At 70.0% G+C, this 17,874-nt stretch carries 22 protein-coding genes and 1 tRNA gene; 13 read left to right on the top strand and 10 right to left on the bottom strand.

Going from position 1 to position 17,874, the window contains the following annotated elements; genetic code table 11:
- Positions 1 to 42 precede the first annotated feature (42 nt).
- The 5 genes from AB0F81_RS08395 to AB0F81_RS08415 all read left to right on the top strand — a co-directional run bounded on the left by AB0F81_RS08395 (position 43) and on the right by AB0F81_RS08415 (position 4,205).
- Complete coding sequence (locus tag AB0F81_RS08395; RefSeq protein WP_360192997.1) at positions 43 to 291, top strand: hypothetical protein; 249 nt, start codon at positions 43 to 45, stop codon at positions 289 to 291.
- Positions 288 to 626: a hypothetical protein gene (locus AB0F81_RS08400; RefSeq protein WP_360193000.1), complete on the top strand. Its 339-nt coding sequence runs from the start codon at positions 288 to 290 to the stop codon at positions 624 to 626. Before AB0F81_RS08395 ends, AB0F81_RS08400 begins: the two co-directional genes overlap by 4 nt.
- Before the next feature lie 35 nt (positions 627 to 661).
- Positions 662 to 2,611 (top strand): DUF3987 domain-containing protein, encoded by a 1,950-nt coding sequence (locus AB0F81_RS08405; RefSeq protein WP_360193002.1) that lies wholly within the window; start codon positions 662 to 664, stop codon positions 2,609 to 2,611.
- Between the two features lie 143 nt (positions 2,612 to 2,754).
- The gene (locus AB0F81_RS08410; protein ID WP_360193005.1) at positions 2,755 to 3,015 is read left to right on the top strand and encodes a helix-turn-helix domain-containing protein; all 261 of its coding nucleotides are present in this window, start codon (positions 2,755 to 2,757) and stop codon (positions 3,013 to 3,015) included.
- Between the two features lie 2 nt (positions 3,016 to 3,017).
- Positions 3,018 to 4,205, top strand: a complete 1,188-nt coding sequence (locus AB0F81_RS08415) for a site-specific integrase (RefSeq protein WP_360193007.1) — start codon at positions 3,018 to 3,020, stop codon at positions 4,203 to 4,205.
- Positions 4,206 to 4,295: 90 nt separating this feature from the next.
- Here the strand turns inward: AB0F81_RS08415 and AB0F81_RS08420 are convergent.
- Positions 4,296 to 4,369 (bottom strand) — tRNA-Gly (locus AB0F81_RS08420).
- 56 nt (positions 4,370 to 4,425) lie between these two features.
- A complete protein-coding gene (locus AB0F81_RS08425; protein WP_360193010.1) occupies positions 4,426 to 4,932 on the bottom strand; it encodes a pyridoxamine 5'-phosphate oxidase family protein in 507 nt (168 codons plus the stop codon).
- A gap of 75 nt (positions 4,933 to 5,007) precedes the next feature.
- Here AB0F81_RS08425 and dcd point away from each other — a divergent pair, with 75 nt between their 5' ends.
- Positions 5,008 to 5,586 carry a dCTP deaminase gene (dcd, locus tag AB0F81_RS08430; protein WP_360193013.1) on the top strand — a complete coding sequence of 193 codons (579 nt, stop codon included), beginning with the start codon at positions 5,008 to 5,010 and terminating at the stop codon, positions 5,584 to 5,586.
- A gap of 12 nt (positions 5,587 to 5,598) precedes the next feature.
- Here dcd and AB0F81_RS08435 read toward each other — a convergent pair whose 3' ends face one another.
- Complete coding sequence (locus tag AB0F81_RS08435) at positions 5,599 to 6,069, bottom strand: YcxB family protein (protein ID WP_360193016.1); 471 nt, start codon at positions 6,067 to 6,069, stop codon at positions 5,599 to 5,601.
- A 130-nt stretch (positions 6,070 to 6,199) separates the two neighbouring features.
- On the opposite strand from AB0F81_RS08435, the gene AB0F81_RS08440 reads away from it, so the two are divergent.
- Positions 6,200 to 6,484 carry a YciI family protein gene (locus AB0F81_RS08440; RefSeq protein ID WP_360193154.1) on the top strand — a complete coding sequence of 95 codons (285 nt, stop codon included), beginning with the start codon at positions 6,200 to 6,202 and terminating at the stop codon, positions 6,482 to 6,484.
- Here the strand turns inward: AB0F81_RS08440 and AB0F81_RS08445 are convergent.
- On the bottom strand, positions 6,481 to 7,023 hold the full coding sequence (locus AB0F81_RS08445) for a phosphoribosyltransferase (protein WP_360193019.1): 543 nt from the start codon (positions 7,021 to 7,023) through the stop codon (positions 6,481 to 6,483). The genes AB0F81_RS08440 and AB0F81_RS08445 overlap by 4 nt on opposite strands.
- A gap of 124 nt (positions 7,024 to 7,147) precedes the next feature.
- Between AB0F81_RS08445 and AB0F81_RS08450 the strand changes: the two genes are divergently transcribed.
- Positions 7,148 to 8,278, top strand: coding sequence for a PP2C family protein-serine/threonine phosphatase (locus AB0F81_RS08450; RefSeq protein ID WP_360193022.1), 1,131 nt, complete (start codon positions 7,148 to 7,150; stop codon positions 8,276 to 8,278).
- Between the two features lie 4 nt (positions 8,279 to 8,282).
- Here the strand turns inward: AB0F81_RS08450 and AB0F81_RS08455 are convergent, their stop codons facing one another.
- Positions 8,283 to 8,438 carry a hypothetical protein gene (locus AB0F81_RS08455; protein ID WP_360193025.1) on the bottom strand — a complete coding sequence of 52 codons (156 nt, stop codon included), beginning with the start codon at positions 8,436 to 8,438 and terminating at the stop codon, positions 8,283 to 8,285.
- 283 nt (positions 8,439 to 8,721) lie between these two features.
- Between AB0F81_RS08455 and AB0F81_RS08460 the strand changes: the two genes are divergently transcribed.
- Complete coding sequence (locus AB0F81_RS08460) at positions 8,722 to 10,578, top strand: acyl-CoA dehydrogenase (RefSeq protein WP_360193027.1); 1,857 nt, start codon at positions 8,722 to 8,724, stop codon at positions 10,576 to 10,578.
- Positions 10,579 to 10,676: 98 nt separating this feature from the next.
- Here the strand turns inward: AB0F81_RS08460 and AB0F81_RS08465 are convergent, their stop codons facing one another.
- On the bottom strand, positions 10,677 to 11,189 hold the full coding sequence (locus tag AB0F81_RS08465) for a histidine phosphatase family protein (RefSeq protein ID WP_360193029.1): 513 nt from the start codon (positions 11,187 to 11,189) through the stop codon (positions 10,677 to 10,679).
- 112 nt (positions 11,190 to 11,301) lie between these two features.
- Here AB0F81_RS08465 and AB0F81_RS08470 point away from each other — a divergent pair, with 112 nt between their 5' ends.
- Positions 11,302 to 11,583 carry a DUF6458 family protein gene (locus AB0F81_RS08470; protein ID WP_360193032.1) on the top strand — a complete coding sequence of 94 codons (282 nt, stop codon included), beginning with the start codon at positions 11,302 to 11,304 and terminating at the stop codon, positions 11,581 to 11,583.
- A gap of 38 nt (positions 11,584 to 11,621) precedes the next feature.
- Here AB0F81_RS08470 and AB0F81_RS08475 read toward each other — a convergent pair whose 3' ends face one another.
- A complete protein-coding gene (locus tag AB0F81_RS08475) occupies positions 11,622 to 12,296 on the bottom strand; it encodes a hemolysin III family protein (RefSeq protein ID WP_360193035.1) in 675 nt (224 codons plus the stop codon).
- Between the two features lie 78 nt (positions 12,297 to 12,374).
- Between AB0F81_RS08475 and AB0F81_RS08480 the strand changes: the two genes are divergently transcribed.
- The 3 genes from AB0F81_RS08480 to AB0F81_RS08490 are packed head-to-tail and all read left to right on the top strand — an operon-like array spanning position 12,375 to position 14,570.
- Positions 12,375 to 12,980, top strand: coding sequence for an allophanate hydrolase subunit 1 (locus AB0F81_RS08480; RefSeq protein ID WP_360193037.1), 606 nt, complete (start codon positions 12,375 to 12,377; stop codon positions 12,978 to 12,980).
- Complete coding sequence (locus tag AB0F81_RS08485) at positions 12,977 to 13,810, top strand: biotin-dependent carboxyltransferase family protein (RefSeq protein WP_360193039.1); 834 nt, start codon at positions 12,977 to 12,979, stop codon at positions 13,808 to 13,810. The genes AB0F81_RS08480 and AB0F81_RS08485 overlap by 4 nt, the downstream gene beginning before the upstream one ends.
- The gene (locus AB0F81_RS08490; RefSeq protein ID WP_360193157.1) at positions 13,806 to 14,570 is read left to right on the top strand and encodes a 5-oxoprolinase subunit PxpA; all 765 of its coding nucleotides are present in this window, start codon (positions 13,806 to 13,808) and stop codon (positions 14,568 to 14,570) included. Before AB0F81_RS08485 ends, AB0F81_RS08490 begins: the two co-directional genes overlap by 5 nt.
- Here AB0F81_RS08490 and AB0F81_RS08495 read toward each other — a convergent pair.
- Genes AB0F81_RS08495 through AB0F81_RS08505 form a run of 3 tightly spaced genes read right to left on the bottom strand, consistent with a single transcriptional unit; the run spans position 14,558 to position 17,847 of the window.
- Entirely contained in the window at positions 14,558 to 15,442 is an 885-nt protein-coding gene (locus AB0F81_RS08495) for a CU044_5270 family protein (RefSeq protein ID WP_360193042.1), read from the bottom strand. The genes AB0F81_RS08490 and AB0F81_RS08495 overlap by 13 nt on opposite strands.
- Complete coding sequence (locus AB0F81_RS08500; RefSeq protein WP_360193045.1) at positions 15,435 to 16,007, bottom strand: RNA polymerase sigma factor; 573 nt, start codon at positions 16,005 to 16,007, stop codon at positions 15,435 to 15,437. Before AB0F81_RS08500 ends, AB0F81_RS08495 begins: the two co-directional genes overlap by 8 nt.
- 55 nt (positions 16,008 to 16,062) lie before the next feature.
- Positions 16,063 to 17,847 (bottom strand): NHL domain-containing thioredoxin family protein, encoded by a 1,785-nt coding sequence (locus tag AB0F81_RS08505; protein ID WP_360193047.1) that lies wholly within the window; start codon positions 17,845 to 17,847, stop codon positions 16,063 to 16,065.
- Between the last annotated feature and the right edge of the window lie 27 nt (positions 17,848 to 17,874).

Genomic DNA, 17,874 nt, shown 5'->3' on the forward strand with positions numbered 1-17,874 from the left:
GCCGGCCGTTCACACCCTCAAACAGGCTCTGGAGGCAATTCCGTGACCGCCCTTGTGCTGCAAGCTAGCCTCATCGCCCTTGGTTACACAGCGTTGTACGCCCTCGGATGCATGATCTTCCCGTTCGGCCGCTGCCGGCGTCACCGCTGTGAGAAAGGCCGGATCTACTCCCGCCTGTCCCGCAAGGTCTTCCGCGACTGCCCGCGCTGCGAGGGCACCGGCAAACGCGTCCGCATCGGACGGCGGATTTACGAGTACCTGCGCAGTGAGCAGAAGGCAGGCAACCGATGAGCCGCCGGACGATGGCCCGCTTCATGCGGCCGGAAACGCCGCACACCGACTGGTGCGCTCGTGACCACCGTTGCGGTGTCGCCGAGCACCGCAGCCCCGACATCACCGCCGACGACATCGGTGGCCGGGCTTGGCTCACCCGCGTGCGCGCTGGTCACCGCGAGTACATCGAGATCCGGGCACGTGTCCCGCTGCACTCCCGCGAAGCGGTTGCCCGCTGGCAACTCGCAACGGCGCTGGAGATCATGCGCGAACTGCTAGCCGAGGTCGCACCCCGCCTGATCCGGCTGTCCGGCCGTGACCAGCAACGCGCGATCGGCCGCCGCTCCGCGTAGCCCGTACCCGCCGCCCTCTGGAGAGGAGCTGTTGCATGACCTCTGCCGGGTACGACCTGGCGGCCGAGCAGGCCGTCATCGGTGCCGCCCTACTCGCCCCCAACCTGATGCACGATCTGGCCGCCGTCCTGGCCCCGGACGACTTCGGCCGCCCCGCACACAGCGTGCTGTGGTCGGTGATGTGCGCGATGCACGCGGCCGGCATCCCCACCGATCCGATCACCGTCACCGCCCATCTCGCCGAGGCCGGCGACCTCGGCAAGATGGGTGGGGCGCCCTACCTGCACACCCTCACCGCCGAGGTGCCCACCGCGGCGAACGCCGGACACTATGCGGGCATCGTCGCCGACCTGGCCCGGCGGCGAAAGGTCGCCGACCTCGGTACTCAGCTCACCCGGCTCGCCGCTTCCAGTGCCGACACAGCCGAACTGGTGGCGACCGGCCGCGCCATGCTCGACGACGCCGAAGTGCCGGGCGGGTGGCCGGCGTTGATCCCGCTCGGCCGAGGCCGGCACCTGCCCACGTTCCCGGTCGAGTTACTGCCCGAGTGGTTGGCCGCGCAGGTGGGCGCGGTCGCTGAGTTCACCCAAACGCCGGCCGATCTAGCGGGAAGTCTGGCTCTGGCGTGCCTGTCCACCGCGGCCGGCGGCCGAGCCGAGGTGGAAGTGCGCGGATCCTGGCGCGAACCGACCAACCTCTACACCGTCGTGGTGCTTCCGCCCGGATCTCGGAAGTCGGCGGTATTCGCGGCGATGGTGGCGCCGATCCTCGCCGCCGAGAAAGCCCTGATCGAACGCACCGCACCCGCGATCATCGAAGCCGAACTGTCGGCGAAGGTGGCCGGCAAAGCGGCCGAGAAAGCCGCACTCGCCGCCGCCAACGCCGATGCGGCCGGCAGGGACACCCTGATTGCCGAGGCCACCGCCGCCGCGATGAACGCCGAAGCGATCACCGTCCCGGTCAAACCGCGGCTAGTCGCCGACGACGTGACCAGCGAAACCGCAGCATCGCTGCTGGCCGAGCAAGGCGGCCGGCTTGCCGTGCTCTCCCCGGAGGGCGGCATCTTCGCGACCATCGCCGGCCGCTACTCCGGCACCCCCAACCTGGAAGTGTTCCTGAAAGGACACGCGGGTGACCTAATGCGGGTTGACCGGCGCTCCCGCGAAGCCGAACACGTCGACAAACCGGCGCTGACCATGGGACTCGCGGTGCAGCCGGAGATCCTGCGCGACATCGCGAACATGCCTGGGTTCCGAGGACTCGGCCTGCTCGCCCGCATCCTGTTCGCGCTACCGGAGAACACCGTCGGCCGCCGCAAGGTCGGCACCGACCCGATCCCCACCGAGGTCGCGGCCGAGTATCACGCCAACCTGCACGCCCTAGTCCTCACGCTCGCCGAGTGGACCGATCCGGCACTGCTCATGCTCACCCCCGACGCCAACGCACGAGTGTTGAACATCGAACGGGAGGTAGAACCTCGGCTTGCCCCGGGCGGGGCATGGGCGCACATCGTCGATTGGGGCAGCAAGTACACCGGCGCGGTGGTGCGCATCGCCGGCCTACTCCACCTCGCCGAGCACCCGCGCCACGGATGGGGCAGCACCATCAGCGCCGACGCCATCGACCGAGCCGCCCGCATCGGCGAGTTCTACGCCGCTCACGCCCTGGCCGCGTTCGACGACATGGGCGCGGATGCAGCCACCCGCAACGCCCGCCACGTGCTCGCCTGGATCGAACGCACCCACACCAGCGCGTTCACCAAACGCGAGGCGTTCCGTGCCGTGCAGTCCGCGCAGATCAAAACCACAGCGGACCTCGATCCGGCGCTGGCCGTGCTGGAAGCCCACGGCTACCTCCGGCAACTCGACCCTCCCGCACCGAAACGCGCGGGAGGCCGACCGCCGTCGCCGAGCTTCCTGGTCCATCCCGAGGTCCACCAACCGGCCGCGACCGTGCACCCGCTCGGCGCGCGCCGCGCCTCATAAACCGGCCTGACAGAACTGACACAACTGACACAACCCCTGCCCGACCGAGGTTCTGTCAGTTCTGTCAGTTCTGTCAGCCGGACATCTCAGCGTCGCTCGCTCTCACCGCGATCCCCTCACACCGGCCCGGAAAGGACACCCGATTGCCTAAGCGGATCAGTGCCCAGCCTGCAACGGTCCCGGCGCTGCCCACAGAGTTGCTGACCATCGAAGAAGCTGCCGACCGGCTCAAGATGAGCGTGCGCTACCTCCGCCGCGCCGTCGCCGAGCGCCGCATCGCGTTCCACCGCCTCGGTCGGTCCATCCGCTTCGACCCTGCCGACCTCGCCGCCTTCGTGCAGGCGAACCGAGTCGAGCCCATGACCGCCGAGACCGTATGGCGCGGACTGAGGAGCGTTGCCTGATCATGGCGAACAAAGACGGACACCGACGTTTCGGCAGCGTGCGCAAGCTTCCCTCAGGTCGCTACCAAGCTCGCTACCTCGCACCGGACGGCACCATGCGATCAGGTGAACAGACGTTCGCGCGCAGGGTTGAGGCCGAGCGATACCTGACGCTGGTCGAGTCGTCGATGACTCGCGGCGAGTGGATCGACCCTAATCGCGGCAAGATCCAGTTGCAGGACTACGCCGAGCGGTGGATCGCCGAACGGCCGAACCTGCGACCGCGCACGATCCACCTCTACGGATGGACGCTGGGCAAGCACATCACGCCATATCTGGGCAAGGCGTCACTCAACCGGATCGACACACCGATGGTCCGAGAGTGGCGGTCGCGGCTGCTCGCCGACGGCGTTTCAGTGACCATGACCGCGAAGGCATACCGGTTGCTTCGGGCTGTCCTGATGACAGCCGTCAAGGAGGACGAGCTGATCAGGGTCAACCCGTGCCGGATCAAGGGTGCGGATCAGGAGAAGCCTGCGGAGCGGCCGGTGTTGTCCGTCCCGCAGGTATTCGAGCTGGCGGAGCGGATGCCCGCCCGGTTCCGCGCGCTGGTTCTCGTCGTGACGTTCGGATCGCTTCGGTGGGGCGAGGCGGTCGCTCTGCAGCGGACCGACGTCGATGCTGCGGAGGGCACCGTGCGCGTGCGACAGGCGTTCGTGGAACACCGTGGGACCGGTCTGATCCTTGGCCCACCGAAGTCGCGGGCCGGCGTGCGGACGGTCGCACTGCCGAAGGCGGCCCTTCCGGTGCTGAGACACCACCTGAGCGAGTACGTCGGCGATGCGCCGGAGGCCTTCGTGTTCACCAGCGAGAACGGGCGCACCCTCTGGCGCGGCAACTTCAACAAGCTGGTCAATTGGTCTGAAGCGGTTGCTGCGGTCGGTGCGCCCGGCTTGCACTTCCACGACCTGCGGCATACCGGCAACGACCTTGCCTCGCGGGCGCCGGGCGCGAGCCTGCGGGACATCATGGCGCGGATGGGGCACGACAGTCCGCGAGCGGCACTGATCTACCAGCACGCCAACCGGGAGGCGGACCGAGGGATCGCGGACGCGATGGATGCGGCGGTCAAGGCAATCCGGCGCAAGCCGAGCAAGCGGAAGGCGAAGCGGCCCGATGCGGGCGAGGAACCGGCCGCTGAGGCGAGCTAATGGCACGCTAATGGCACGTGAGCCAGTTTTAGTCAGCTAGAACGACGGAAGCCCTGGCGGGACATATGTCCTGACCAGGGCTCCGGCACGTGGAGCGGGTGACGGGAATCGAACCCGCACTGTCAGCTTGGGAAGCTGATGTTCTGCCATTGAACTACACCCGCAAGCGGCCCCACTGTACCTGATTATCCGGCTCGGTGGCGGGACCGGCCCCGGGAGTTCAGCTGGCGACGGCGAGTGGTCGGCGTAACTTGCGCGGGGCGCGCCACGTCTGGGCGTACGCCGGGGCGAACGGGGTGGCGGCCAGCGGGAGGGCGCCGGCGGGGCCGTGCTGTCGCAGCATCGCGGTTTCGATGGTGAGCTCGTAGAGCCGCCAGTCGACGTCGGGGGAGGCGTGCAGGGCGCCGGCCAGGCGGGTGATCGTCAGCGGGTCGTGGACGGGCTCGGCGCGGCCGGTCAGGCAGGCTTCGTCGTCGTTGTCCTCCGGAGGGTACGAATGCAGGGCGTAGCGCCCGTCGCGGTCGAGATCGCGGCGTTTCGGCGAGTCGACGATGAAGCAGTAGAGCCCGTCGTCGGTGATGACGGGTGAGACCGGATGCACGCGTGGGCCGCCGTCGGGGCGGATGGTCGCCAGGTAACCCATGCCGGGACCGTACTGCTGGAGGAGCGCACGGATGCCGGCGGCGAGCATCGGCTCGGCGGCGGCGAAATCGGACCAGGAAGCCATGCGTGCATTCTATCGAACATACGTTCGAGACGGCCACCGAACACGCCGATCCGGGCAGGTCGGTATGGTGTTGCGATGCTGCTCTCCGACCGTGACCTGGTCTCCGAGATCAAATCCGGGGACCTCTCGCTGGAGCCGTTCGAGCCGACGCTCATGCAGCCGTCCAGCATCGACGTTCGGCTGGACCGCTTCTTCCGGGTGTTCAACAACCACCTTTACACCCACATCGACCCGGCGGAGCAGCAGGACGAGCTGACCGCCGCGGTGGAGGTGGAGGATGGTCAGCCGTTCGTGTTGCATCCGGGCGAGTTCGTGCTGGCCTCGACGCTCGAGGTGATCAGCCTCGGTCAGGGTCTCGCCGCCCGGCTCGAGGGTAAGAGCAGCCTGGGCCGGCTCGGCCTGCTCACGCACTCGACCGCGGGCTTCATCGACCCGGGGTTCTCCGGGCACGTCACGCTGGAGCTGTCCAACGTGGCGAACCTGCCGATCAAGCTGTGGCCGGGGATGAAGATCGGCCAGCTGTGCATCTTCCGGCTGTCCAGCCCGGCCGAGCATCCGTATGGTTCGGCGGTCTACGGCTCGCGGTACCAGGGCCAGCGGGGGCCCACGCCGAGCCGGTCCGCGCAGAACTTCCGCACCTGGCCGACCCGCTGACCGAGCCCTGAGTCAGGGGCGCTGGACGGCGACGCCGTTCGTCGCGGCCAGGGCCAGGACGTGTTCCACCTGGCCGGGCGTCAGCCCGGCGGTGGGCACGGGCAGGTACTGCGTGTCGCTGCGGCGGAAGACCAGCTGGCCGGGGAGCCGCTCGACGGAGCGGAAGGCGCGCCAGGCGTACGCATGGCTGCTCTGCGCGCTGGAGCTGGCCACGCCGCTCTCGCTGATCTGGTAGGTGGTCGCGGTGCGTTCCGCGCCGCGCGCGGAGATGTTGATCAAGAGCATCGGCACGAGTACGGCCAGGCCCACGCCCCCGGCCAGCAGGAACGGGGCGAGCCGCCCGGTGGTGAGCTGCACGACCAGGGCCGCGAGCAGGACCGTCCAGCCGGCGTAGCGGAAGGCCAGGACCGGGCGGCGCAGCCCGCGCCGGACGGCGGCCGCGATCAGAGCCGGGTCGGGGGTCGCCGTGATCTGAATCTGCACGGGTGAAACGTAGCTTTTGCCCCGGGCAAATCGGATCAGTCGGGCGGCCGGACTGTTCACCGACGGGGGACGGCGCTGTCACCTGATCGGGCGATCGTCGATCCGGATTTACGATGACGGCGTGTACCTGATGATTTCGCAGTACCTGAAGCCGCTGGCCGAGGTCGACGAGGCCCGCGAGGACCACCTGAACTTCGTGGCCGACCTGGAGAAGCGTGGCTTCTCGGTGACCGCCGGCCGCCAGGACCCGCCGCTCGGCGGCATCATCCTGCTGGACGTGGACACCGAGGCCGAGGCGCAGGCGCTGATCGCCGACGACCCGTACGTGCAGCGTGGCCTCGCCAGCTACACCGCGACCGGCTGGATCCCGACCCGGGGCGCCCTGGCCGGGTACCAGCGGGTCCGCCCCGCCTAGGGGTCCAGATCGGCCCCGCTCAGCAGGCTGCGGATGCGCAGCTCGGCCGTCACCGTGGGCGGGCACTCGTCGACGATCACCGCCGTGCCCAGGTACCGGCTGCCGAAAAGATTGCGCAGGCCGCGTGCCTGGGCGCCGGTCGCGGCCCAGTCGTCGACGACCAGCACCCGGTCGTCGTCGCCGACCAGCCGGCTCCGCACGCCCAGATGCTGCGTCTCGCCGCGGTGATCGGCCGGCACCTCGGTCCAGATCATCGGCTCGGCGATCGGCCGGCGCGCCCCGGCTCGGTAGGCCTCCACGAAACCCACGCCGAGGGCCCGGGCGACGAGCGGGCCCAGCATGAAACCGGTGACCTCGGGCGCGACGACCACGGTCGGCCGGTCGGCGCGGAAGAAATCGCCCAGCGCCGGGCCGAGTCCTTCCAGGATCCTCGGTTCACGCCACCAGCCGGAGCGGTCACTGACCAGATATTCGCTGTCCGGGCCGGGGTTGGTCCAGCGGAACTCGGAGCGCAGGAGGTCACGGAGATCGACGGTCACGGGGACATCGTGTCACCGTCGCGCCGCCCTTCGTGGACCGACCGAATGACCTCAGAACTAACAGGTGGACAGACTCGGCTCAGCCTAGGGGTCAAGTTGATGCCCGACGTAGGGCCGATCGGGCATGCTGTTCCGCGGAACCATGCCTAAATTCGCGCCGGGCGGTCGCCGCCCGATGAGCCCAGGGAACCGCGCCGGACTCGGCGCGGCCCTCGTGCTGCTCGCTGTCGTGTCCGCCGTGGAGCTGGTGGACGGGCCGTCGGCGCACTTCGTCGGCCTGCTGGCGGCCGTGCCGTTCGTCGCGGCGGTCTTCGCGGCCTGGCAGATGGTCGTCGGTGTCGGGGTGCTGGCGACCGTGGTCGGGGCGGTCTTCGTGGGCGCGGCCGGCACGGACGACGTCGCCGGTCTGGTCAACCTGATGGGCATCATCCTGGCCACCGGCGTGGCCGCGGCCGGCGCCACGATCCGGGAACGGCAGGCCGACCGGATCGCCGAGCTGCTCCGCCTGGCGGCGGTTGCGCAGCAGGCGGTGCTGCGACCGATCGGGCCGCAGGTGGGCTCGCTGGCGATCGCCGGCCGCTACATCTCGGCGACGGCCGCGGCGGACATCGGTGGAGACCTCTACGAGGCCCTCAACACGCCGTACGGCGTCCGGATCATCATCGGAGACGTACGAGGCAAGGGCCTGGACGCAGTCCGGCTGGCGAGCATCGTGCTCGGGTCGTACCGGCACGTGGCGTACGAGCGGGCCGACATCAAGTCGATCGTGGCCGACCTGGATCGCGCGGTGGCCCGCAGCGTCGGCGACGAGGACTTCGTGACCGCGGCCCTGGTCGAGGAACGCGGTGGCACGCTGACCATCGTCAACTGTGGACATCCGGCCCCGCTGCTGTTGCGGCGGGGGCAGGTCATCCCGCTGGAGCCGCCGGCCCCCGCGCCCCCGCTCGGGTTCATGCCCGAGGTGAAGGCTCGGGTGGAGCGGCTGGAGCCGGGCGACCGGCTGCTGCTCTTCACCGACGGCCTGGGCGAGGCGCGCCGGGAGGGCGAGTTCTTCCCGACCGCGGACCGGGCGTGGCGGCTGCTCGGCCACGGCACCGTCGGGGACGGGCTGGCGTCGCTGGAGACCGCGCTGCACGACTGGGTCTACGGCCGTCTCGAGGACGACATCGCCCTGGTTCTGTTGGAGTACGCCGGACCGGACGGCGGCGCTGCCGTGTCGGTGCCGAGCTGGGAAGTCGGAGCTGCCGGGAGCTGACCGCTCAGGCGGCGGCCGTCTCGTCCGGCTCCACCGGGGCCGGCGAGATCGGCGCCGGGAGCGGTGGCACCGGCTCGGGCTGACGGTGCCGCCCGACGTAGTTGCGGGGCTGGCTGGCCTGGCGCGGCTCCGGGATCAGGTTCTTGATGGTGGCGAACATCGCGTCCCCCTGGGTCTTCGGCGAAACGTTCTCCGCTGTCTATCCGGTGAAACGAACCTTCTTGGCCCGCGATACGTGGTCTGAGTGTCGAAGTCCGCAAATGGCCGAACGGCTGTACCGCAGGCCACCTGATCGGAGACGTTTGGCCCCCGATCCGACGGACAGGGGGCCCTTCGTGGTGGGTTCGGCCGGAAACCCTGCCCGGGTTGTCGCTGCCTACCGATGAGTAATACAGTGGGGTTACTGACGGGTAACTCGCGTCCGGAGAGCGGGGCCAAGCAACATGACGCACTACAAGAGCAACCTTCGTGACCTCCAGTTCAACCTGTTCGAGGTCTTCGGAGCGGAGAAGGCGTTCGGCCAGGCGCCGTTCGACGAGATCGACGTGGAGACTGCCCGCGACGTGCTCGCGGAAGTCAACCGGCTGGCTCGCGAGGACCTCGCGGCAAGCTACGCCGAGAGCGACCGCAACCCACCGGTCTTCGACCCGGCGACCCACACCGCGCCGCTGCCGGAGTCGTTCAAGAAGTCCTACGAGACCTTCATGGCCTCCGAGTTCTGGCGGCTCGACCTGCCGTCCGAGCTGGGTGGCACGTCGGCCCCGCGCAGCTTCTACTGGGCCATCGCCGAGCAGATCCTGGGTGCCAACGCCCCCATCTGGATGTACTCGTCGGGTCCGTCCTTCGCCAACGTCATCTGGCACGAGGGCACCGAGGAGCAGAAGGAGTGGGCCAAGCTCTTCGTCGAGAAGCAGTGGGGCTCGACCATGGTCCTCACCGAGCCGGACGCCGGCTCGGACGTGGGCGCCGGCCGGGCCCGCGCCATCCCGCAGCCGGACGGCTCGTGGCACATCGAGGGCGTCAAGCGCTTCATCACCTCGGGTGAGCACGACCTGAGCGACAACATCATCCACTACGTCCTGGCGCGCCCGGTGGGCGTCGAGGGCGCCGGTGGCCCCGGCACCAAGGGCCTGTCGCTCTTCATCGTGCCGAAGTACCACTTCGACCCGGCCACCGGTGAGCTCGGCGAGCGCAACGGCGTCTACGCCACCAACGTCGAGCACAAGATGGGCCTCAAGGTCTCCAACACCTGCGAGATGACCTTCGGCGAGCACGGCACCCCGGCCAAGGGCTGGCTGCTGGGCGAGGTGCACCAGGGCATCCGGCAGATGTTCATGATCATTGAGAACGCCCGGATGATGGTCGGCACGAAGGCGATCGCCACCCTGTCGACGGGTTACCTCAACGCGCTGGAGTACGCGAAGAACCGCGTCCAGGGCGCCGACCTGGTGCAGAACACCGACAAGGCGGCCCCGCGCGTCACGATCACCCACCACCCTGACGTACGTCGCTCGCTGCTGCTGCAGAAGTCGTACGCCGAGGCCCTGCGTGCCCTGGTGATCTACACCGCGACCTGGCAGGACAAGGTCGCGATCGCGACCGCGGCCGGCGACGAGAAGGCCGCCAAGAACGCGGCCCGGATCAACGACCTGCTGCTCCCGCTGGTCAAGGGCGTCGGCTCGGAGCGGGCGTACGAACTGCTCGGCCACGAGTCGCTGCAGACCTTCGGTGGTTCCGGCTTCCTGCAGGACTACCCGCTGGAGCAGTACGTCCGGGACGCGAAGATCGACACCCTATACGAGGGCACGACCGCGATCCAGAGCCTCGACCTGATCTTCCGCAAGATCGTCAAGGACAACGGCCGGGCGCTCGCCGCCGTCGCCTCCGAGATCCAGGGCTTCGTCGAGAGCGAGGCCGGCAACGGCCAGCTCAAGGAGGAGCGGCTGGGGCTGGGCAAGGCCCTCGCTGAGATGCAGCAGATCCTCGGCACCACGCTGGGCTGGCTGCAGGCCGTCCAGGAGGGTGAGGCCCGCGAGCTCTACAAGATCGGCCTGAGCTCGCGCCGGATCCTGCTCGCCCTCGGCGACGTCGTCCTCGCGTGGCTGCTGCTGCGCCAGGCCGAGGTGGCGCTCAACGCGCTCAACGGCGAGGTGTCGGAGGCGGACAAGGCCTTCTACACCGGCAAGGTGGCCGCGGCCCGCTTCTTCGCCCGCGAGATCCTGCCGCGGATCGGCGCCGACCGCCGCATCATCGAGAACACGAACCTGGACGTGATGGAGCTGTCCGAGGACGCGTTCTGATCTGAAGCTTTTCCCACTCTCCTGAAAAGACGAAGGCCGGCGGACAATGGCGTCCGCCGGCCTTCGTCGTCGTCCACCAGGCCGGTAACTCGAAGGGCTCAGCCGCGGGCGGTGTGCTGCCGGACCAGGGGCATCGCCCCGGGTTCGGCCTGCGCCCACGGAATGTCGGCGGTGTGCACGGCCAGGCCGGCCGTCTTCAGTTCGGTGATCACGCCGGTGAACTGCTCGTCCGGCATCAACAGAGCGGACACTTCGGACATCGTCGGGTTGTGGCCGACGATCAGGACTGTCCTGATCTCGTCGGGCACGGCTCGGAGCAGGTCGAAGACCTCGGTCCGGCCGCCCCAGTAGAGGTCTTCCTCGTAACGCACCTCGGGCGCCGGCCGGGAGTCGTGGGCCAGGGTCAGCGACGCGGCCTGCCAGGTCTGCCGGGTGCGCTTGGCCGAGGAGCAGATCACCAGGTCGGGATGGAGTTTCTCGTCGGCGAGCCAGGACCCGGCGGCGCCGGCGTCGGACTCGCCCCTGGGGATCAGCGCCCGGTCGTAATCGTCGAAGTCGCCGGGCGTTTCCGCCTTGGCGTGGCGCAGCAGGATCAGCGTCCGCGAGGTCATGGGAACAGCTTGCCTGATTGGAACTTCACACGGGCGGGTAAACGGTCGATCGACGCATTCACCACGGTCGACCGGGCCGCCCGGCCGCGTGGACACCATCGAGGAGGGTCCGATGGGCATCGGAGCAAGTATTTTCCTGCTCGCCCTGGGGGCGATTCTGGCCTTCGCCGTGGAGGCCGACATCAGCGGTCTCGACATCGGCGTGATCGGCTGGATCCTGATGGTCGCCGGCCTCGCCGGGCTGATCATCACGCTCTGGTTCTGGAACAGCCGTCGTCGCACGGTGGTGACGCGGCAGGCCGAACGTCCGGTCGCCGCCCCCGGTTACACCACCGAGTACCGCGAGGTTCGCCGGGACGACGTCCCGCCGCCGCCCCCGCCCGCATACTCCTGAGCGGACGGTGGCCCGGGCCGGCGCCCGGGCCACCGTTGTCAGGCGTAGAGCGCGAAGTAGACCGCGATGTGGTGACAGATCGCGGCGACCAGCGTGCAGGCGTGGAAGAACTCGTGATGGCCGAAGATCTCCGGCCACGGATTGGGCCGGCGCAGCGCGTAGAAGACCGCACCGACCGTGTAGGTGACGCCGCCGGCGATCAGCAGCACCAGGCAGGTGACGCCGCCGGCCAGCACGTCCGGCAGGATCGCGACGGCGGCCCAGCCGAGGGCCACATAGAGCGGCGCACCGGCCCAACGGGGCAGGTGCGGCCAGATCAGCTTGAGCGCGACGCCGCCGAGGGCGCCGCCCCAGACCAGGCTGAGCATCAGCGTGGCCTTCCCGGGGTCGAGCAGGAGCACGCAGAACGGCGTGTAGGTGCCGGCGATGAAGATGAAGATCATCGAGTGATCCATCCGCCGCATGATCTGGTAGCCGCGTTCGCTCCAGACTCGCCGGTGATAGAGGGCGCTGATCCCGAACAGTCCGCAGACCGTGACGCTGTAGATCAGGCAGCTGATGAACGGCGCGATGCCGGGCCGGCTGAGCGCGATCGAACACAGCACGACGCCGCAGACCAGGGCGACGAAGAACGCGTACTGATGCAACCGGCCGCGCAGACGCGGCTTACCGAGATCGGCCGGCTTCATCCGGAACGGGGCTGAGGTTGTCACGCGATCCAGGTTACGGCACCGTAGGTTACCGGTAGGTAGTGATGCCGAATACGGTTGGCGGTCACGGATGATTTCCTCATGAAGCTACGACGGGTGGGCGCTACGGCGCTGCTGATCGAGTGTGCCGACTCCGAGCGGGTGGAGGCGTGGCGCGCCGAGCTGTGGAGCCGTCGTGAGGCCGGGGAGCTGCGGGTGGCCGAGATCGTTCCGGGCGCCCGTACCGTGCTGCTCGACGGCATCGACCCGGCGGTGGCGACGCGCCTCGCGGAGTGGGAGCCGGGGCCGGGCGCAGCCCGAGCCGAGGGCGACCTGGTGGAGATCCGGACCGTGTTCGACGGCGCCGACCTGGAGTCGGTTGCCGGCCTCTGGGAAGTCACCCCGGAGGAGGCCGTGCGCCGGCTCGTCGACACCCCGCTCACCGTCGCCTTCTGCGGCTTCGCGCCCGGCTTCGCCTATCTGCGCGGCCTGCCCGAGGCCTGGGCGGTGCCCCGCCTCGCCGCTCCGCGGCCTCGGGTGCCGGCCGGCGCGGTCGCGCTCGCCGGTGGCTACGCCGGCATCTATCCCACGGCCTCCCCGGGCGGCTGGCAGCTGGTCGGGCACACCGATCAAAACCTCTTCGACGTACGGCGGAAGCAGCCCGCCCTGCTCTCCCCGGGCACCCGGGTTCGACTGGTGGCCCCATGATCACCGTGCTGCGGGCCGGTCCGCTCACCACGGTGCAGGACCTCGGCCGGCCCGGTTTCGCGCACCTCGGGGTGCCCCGGTCCGGCGCACTCGACGTCCCGGCGCTGACCAGGGCGAACCGTCTGGTCGGCAACCCCGTTGACGCGGCCGGGCTGGAGATCACGCTGATGGGCTGCAAGCTCCGCTTCGAGGCGGCGGCCACGGTCGCGCTCACCGGGGCGCCCGCCGTCGTCAAAGTGGACAAAGAGGTCGTCGAGGGCCCGGTCGTCGCGGTGCCGGCCGGCGCGGTCCTGGAGGTCGGCCGGGCGACCCGTGGCCTGCGCTCCTACCTGGCGGTGGCCGGTGGGATCGCGGTCGAGCCGGTGCTCGGCAGCCGCTCCACCGACACACTCTCCGGCCTCGGCCCGGAGCGGCTGGCCGACGGCATGACGCTGCCGATCGGGCCGGACGTGCACGAGCCCGCCGCGGATCCCGGCACGGACGAGCAGCCGCCGGGCGGGGAACTCGTCCTCGGCCTGCGACTCGGGCCACGGGACGACTGGTTCGAGGTGGCGGGACTGTTCACTCAGACGTACGAGATCAGCCCGATGAGCAACCGGGTGGGTGCCCGGCTGGCCGGCACCGCCTTGACCCGCACCCAGGCCGGCGAACTGCCCTCCGAGGGCGTCGTGCTCGGTGCGGTGCAGGTCCCGGCCAACGGGCAGCCGATCATCTTCCTGGCCGACCACCCCACCACCGGTGGATATCCGGTGATCGGCGTGGTCGACGACGTGACGCCGCTGGCGCAGGCGCGTCCGGGGACTACGGTGAGATTTCGTGAGCTGGATTGACCTGAACGCGGACCTCGGCGAGGGCTTCGGCGCCTGGCGCCTGGGCGACGACGACGCCCTGCTCGACGTGGTGACCTCGGCGAACGTGGCCTGCGGCTTCCACGCCGGCGATCCGTCCACGATGTACCGGGTGTGCCGGCTGGCCGCCGAGCGGGGTGTCGCGGTCGGCGCGCAGGTGGGATATCGGGACCTGGCCGGGTTCGGGCGGCGGCGCATCGACTACGACCACGACGAGCTGCGCGACGACATCCTCTATCAGATCGGGGCACTGGAGGCGTTCTGCCGGACCGCCGGTGACCGGGTCCGGTACGTGAAGCCGCACGGCGCCCTCTACAACACCGCCGCGGTCGACGTCGTCCAGTCGTCGGCCGTGGTGGACGCCGTGCTCGCCTACGATCCCGCGCTGCCGGTGCTCTGCCAGCCCGGATCGGTGCTGGCGCAGCGGGCGGTGGCCGCCGGGCTGACCGTGATCGGGGAGGGTTTCGGCGACCGGGGATATCTGCCGGACGGGCGGCTGGTGCCGCGGTCGGCGGCCGGTGCCCTGGTGCACGAGCCGCGGCAGGTGGTCGAGCGGGTGGTGCGGATGGCCGCCGACGGTTCCGTCACGGCCGTCGACGGTTCCGAGGTGGCCTGCCCGGTCCGGTCGATCTGCCTGCACGGCGACACCCCCGGCGCGGTGGAGCTGGCCCGATCCGTGCGGGACGGACTTCACGCCGCTGGGCTGGAAGTCCGTCCCTTCGCCGTGGGTCAGGGCCGCTGACCGATCCGGTCGACGATGACCGGCAGCCTGTCGTCGAGCAGTTGATAGGTCTTGGGATCGAAGATCAGCATCACCTTCGCCTCGCCCTCACCGGGATGCGCCCAGGCGAGGCCGGTGCCGACCCGGCCGTCGTCGGTGCGGGTGTTCGGGGCCAGTTTGATGCCCTCGATCTTCGCAGCCACCCGGTAGAGCGCGGCCCGCTGCGCCGGCCGCAGCCAGTAGCCCCCGGCGAGCTCGCCGATCTCCTTGCCGACGGCGCTGACGTTGACCGTGCCGTCCACGCTCACGTTGCGCTTCTTGAGCCAGGCGGCCAGGGCGTCCGGCTCGGTCGGCATGTCGGGCAGGTAGCGAGGCTCGGGTTCGCACTCGACCGTGATGTTCCGGCCGGCCGAGTCGACACTCGCCTGCTTGCCGTTCTTGCACCCGGGCCGGTCCTCCTTGCCCTCCGGGGTGATGACCACGCCGTCGCGTTCGCCGCTGACCGAGAGCCAGGAGCGGTAGACGAACTCCGGAGTCCTCGTTTCGAGGTAGACGTACTGGTCGGCGCGGGGGACGACGTCGTCGTCCTGGCCGGCCACGACGGCGGCCTCGTCCAGGAAGGTGCCCACCGGGATCAGGACCGGCGTGCTCGCGGCGACCGGCGGCGGCCCGGTGGGGCTCGGCGCGGGATCGCCGGGCACAGTGATCGCGGCGACGGCGGCCAACCCGGCGGCCACGGTCGCCCCGGCGATCGTCCACCGGCTGCGGCCCCGGCGGCGCGTCTTCACCGGTGCCATCTCGGCCAGCAGCAGGGCACGGGCCGGGGCCAGCCGCTCCGGCGACGCGAGCGGGGTCTCCCGGCCCAGCTCACGAGTCAGCGTGATCTCATCCATGGCGAACCCCTTCCTCGACGTCGCTCAGCGGGTTGCTGCCGCCGAGGGCGGCACGCAGGGTGGTCCGGGCTCGGTGCAGCCGGGAACGCACGGTTCCCACCGGGATGGCGAGAGCGGCGGCGACCTGGTCGTACGTCAGCTCCTCCTGCACGATCAACAGGAGTACGTCGCGGTCGCCGTCGGTCAGATCGGCGAGAGCCGCGGTGAGGGTGTTGCGCAGCGCGGCCGCGGTGACGTCGGCGGCCACCCGGTCGGCGTGGCACATCTCGTCCGGCTGGGGCGGGACGGCCAGGTGCAGCCGCAGCCGGCGTACCTCGTCGCGGCGGTGCTGGGCGACCAGGTTGGTGGCGATCCCGTAGAGCCACGGGCGGGCGTCCCGGTGATCCGGACGGAACGTCTCCCGCCGCCGGAACGCGGTCAGGAACGTCTCGGCGACCAGGTCGTCGGCCTGCTGGTCGCCGAGACGGCGCGCCAGATAGCGGTGAATGTGCGGAGCGTGCCGGTCGAACAACGCCGCGAAGTCCGTATGGATCAACGCGGCGTCGTCCGGTTCGCTGCTGTGCATGAACCGTCCTCCCCGAGTCGTGACGATGGTTATCCGTCACTCGGGAGGAGAAGGTTCACGCGTCCATGCCTCGCAGGATCAGCGGGAGCCGGGACGGCCCGGCCGGGTCGATCACGATCGGCACGCCCCAGTCCTGCCGGGTCAGGTGGCAGGCGCCGAACTCAGCGTCCACATCGCACGTCGCGGCCTGAGCCACGACCTGCAGAACACCCTTCGGTACGTCAGGGTTGAGCACGATTTTTCGCGACAAGTCGGTGGTGGTGCCCTCGCCCTCCAGGAGCAACTCGGCCGGGGAGGCCGACACCACCAGCCGCAGCGGGGAACCGAACTGGCTGTCCAGCTTCTGCCCCGGCGCCGGCGTGAAGATCACATCGAGGGTGACCTCGCCCGGCGCCAGATGCGACGGCGGGCGCTCGGTCTTGTGCCGCTCACCGGTCACGGTCGTGACGACACCGGGCGCCAGCCGGGTCAGCCGGTGCGCGGCCGACTCCACCACGATCACGTCGCTGTTCGCCGTGACCAGGATGTCGCTCGGCTCGGCCAGACCCGAATCGACCGTCGACACCGCGTTCGCCGCCGGGTCGAAACGGCGCACCGCCCCGTTGTACGTGTCCGCCACCAGCACCGAACCGTCCGGCAGGGCGGCCACCCCGAGTGGATGCTGGAAGAGCGCCTCGCCGGCCGGGCCGTCCACGTGCCCGAAATCGAACAGGCCCTGGCCGACCGCGGTGTGCAGCACACCGTCCTGGACGTAGCGCAGGGCGGACGTCTCGCTGTCGGCGATCCAGAGTCGGTCTCCCCCGACCGAGAGGCCGCTCGGCTGGGCCATCCAGACGTCCGGGAGCGGGCCGTCACGCAGGGCCTCGACGGTGGTGCCGGCGTAGACGCCGACGGTCCGCTTGATCGGGTCGAACCACCACAGCTGGTGGATGCCGGCCATGGCGATGACGACCTTGTCGTCGAACCAGGCCAGGTCCCAGGGGGAGGACAGATCGGCGGCGAGGGCGTCGTGGGCGTGGCCGTCCACGGTGGAACGCCACGGGCGGCCGGAGCCGGCCACCAGGGTGATCTCCCCGGTGCTCAGGTTGAGGCCGCGCAGCTGGTGGTTGACGGTGTCGGCGACCACCACGTCGTAACCGGCGGTCTCGGCGACCTTCGGCGGCAGCAGGACCAGGCCCTGCGGCTCGTTGAACGGGTCCTTCCGGTCGCCGCCGAACCGGCGCACCAGGGACTCGCCGTCCGCGGACAGCTCGACGATCTGGTGCCGGGCCGAATCGGAGACCAGCAGGTTGCCGCTGGGCAGCTCGATCGCCTTGCCGGGGAAGCGGAGCAGGCCGTCCGGGGCGGGGGGCGGGACGTACGGGCCGTCGCCGCGGTGCAGGGTGCCGTCCGCCTCGTGCTTGACGATCAGCTCGTCGATCAGGCGGGACAGGCCCTCGGCGTGGCCCTCGCCGGCCATCGAGGCGACCAGGTAGCCGGTCGGGTCGACGACGGCCAGGGTGGGCCAGGCCTTCGCGGCGTACTGCTGCCACAGGTGCATGTCGCCGTCGTCGACCACGGGGTGGTGCACGCCGTAACGCTCCACGGCGGCGGCCAGGGCGACCGGGTCGCGTTCGTGCTCGAACTTCGGCGAGTGGACGCCGATGACGACGAGGGCGTCGCCGTACTTCTCCTCCAGCGGCCGCAGTTCGTCCAGGACGTGCAGGCAGTTGATGCAGCAGAACGTCCAGAAGTCCAGAACGAGGATCTTGCCCCGCAGGTCGGCCAGGGTGAGGGCCTTGCCTCCGGTGTTGAGCCAGCCGCGACCCTTGAGTTCGGGCGCACGCACGCGAGAGTTCATGATCCCATCGTGCCTCAGAGCCCCGGT

This window comes from Actinoplanes sp. NPDC024001 (assembly GCF_040638955.1).
GTDB lineage: Bacteria > Actinomycetota > Actinomycetes > Mycobacteriales > Micromonosporaceae > Actinoplanes.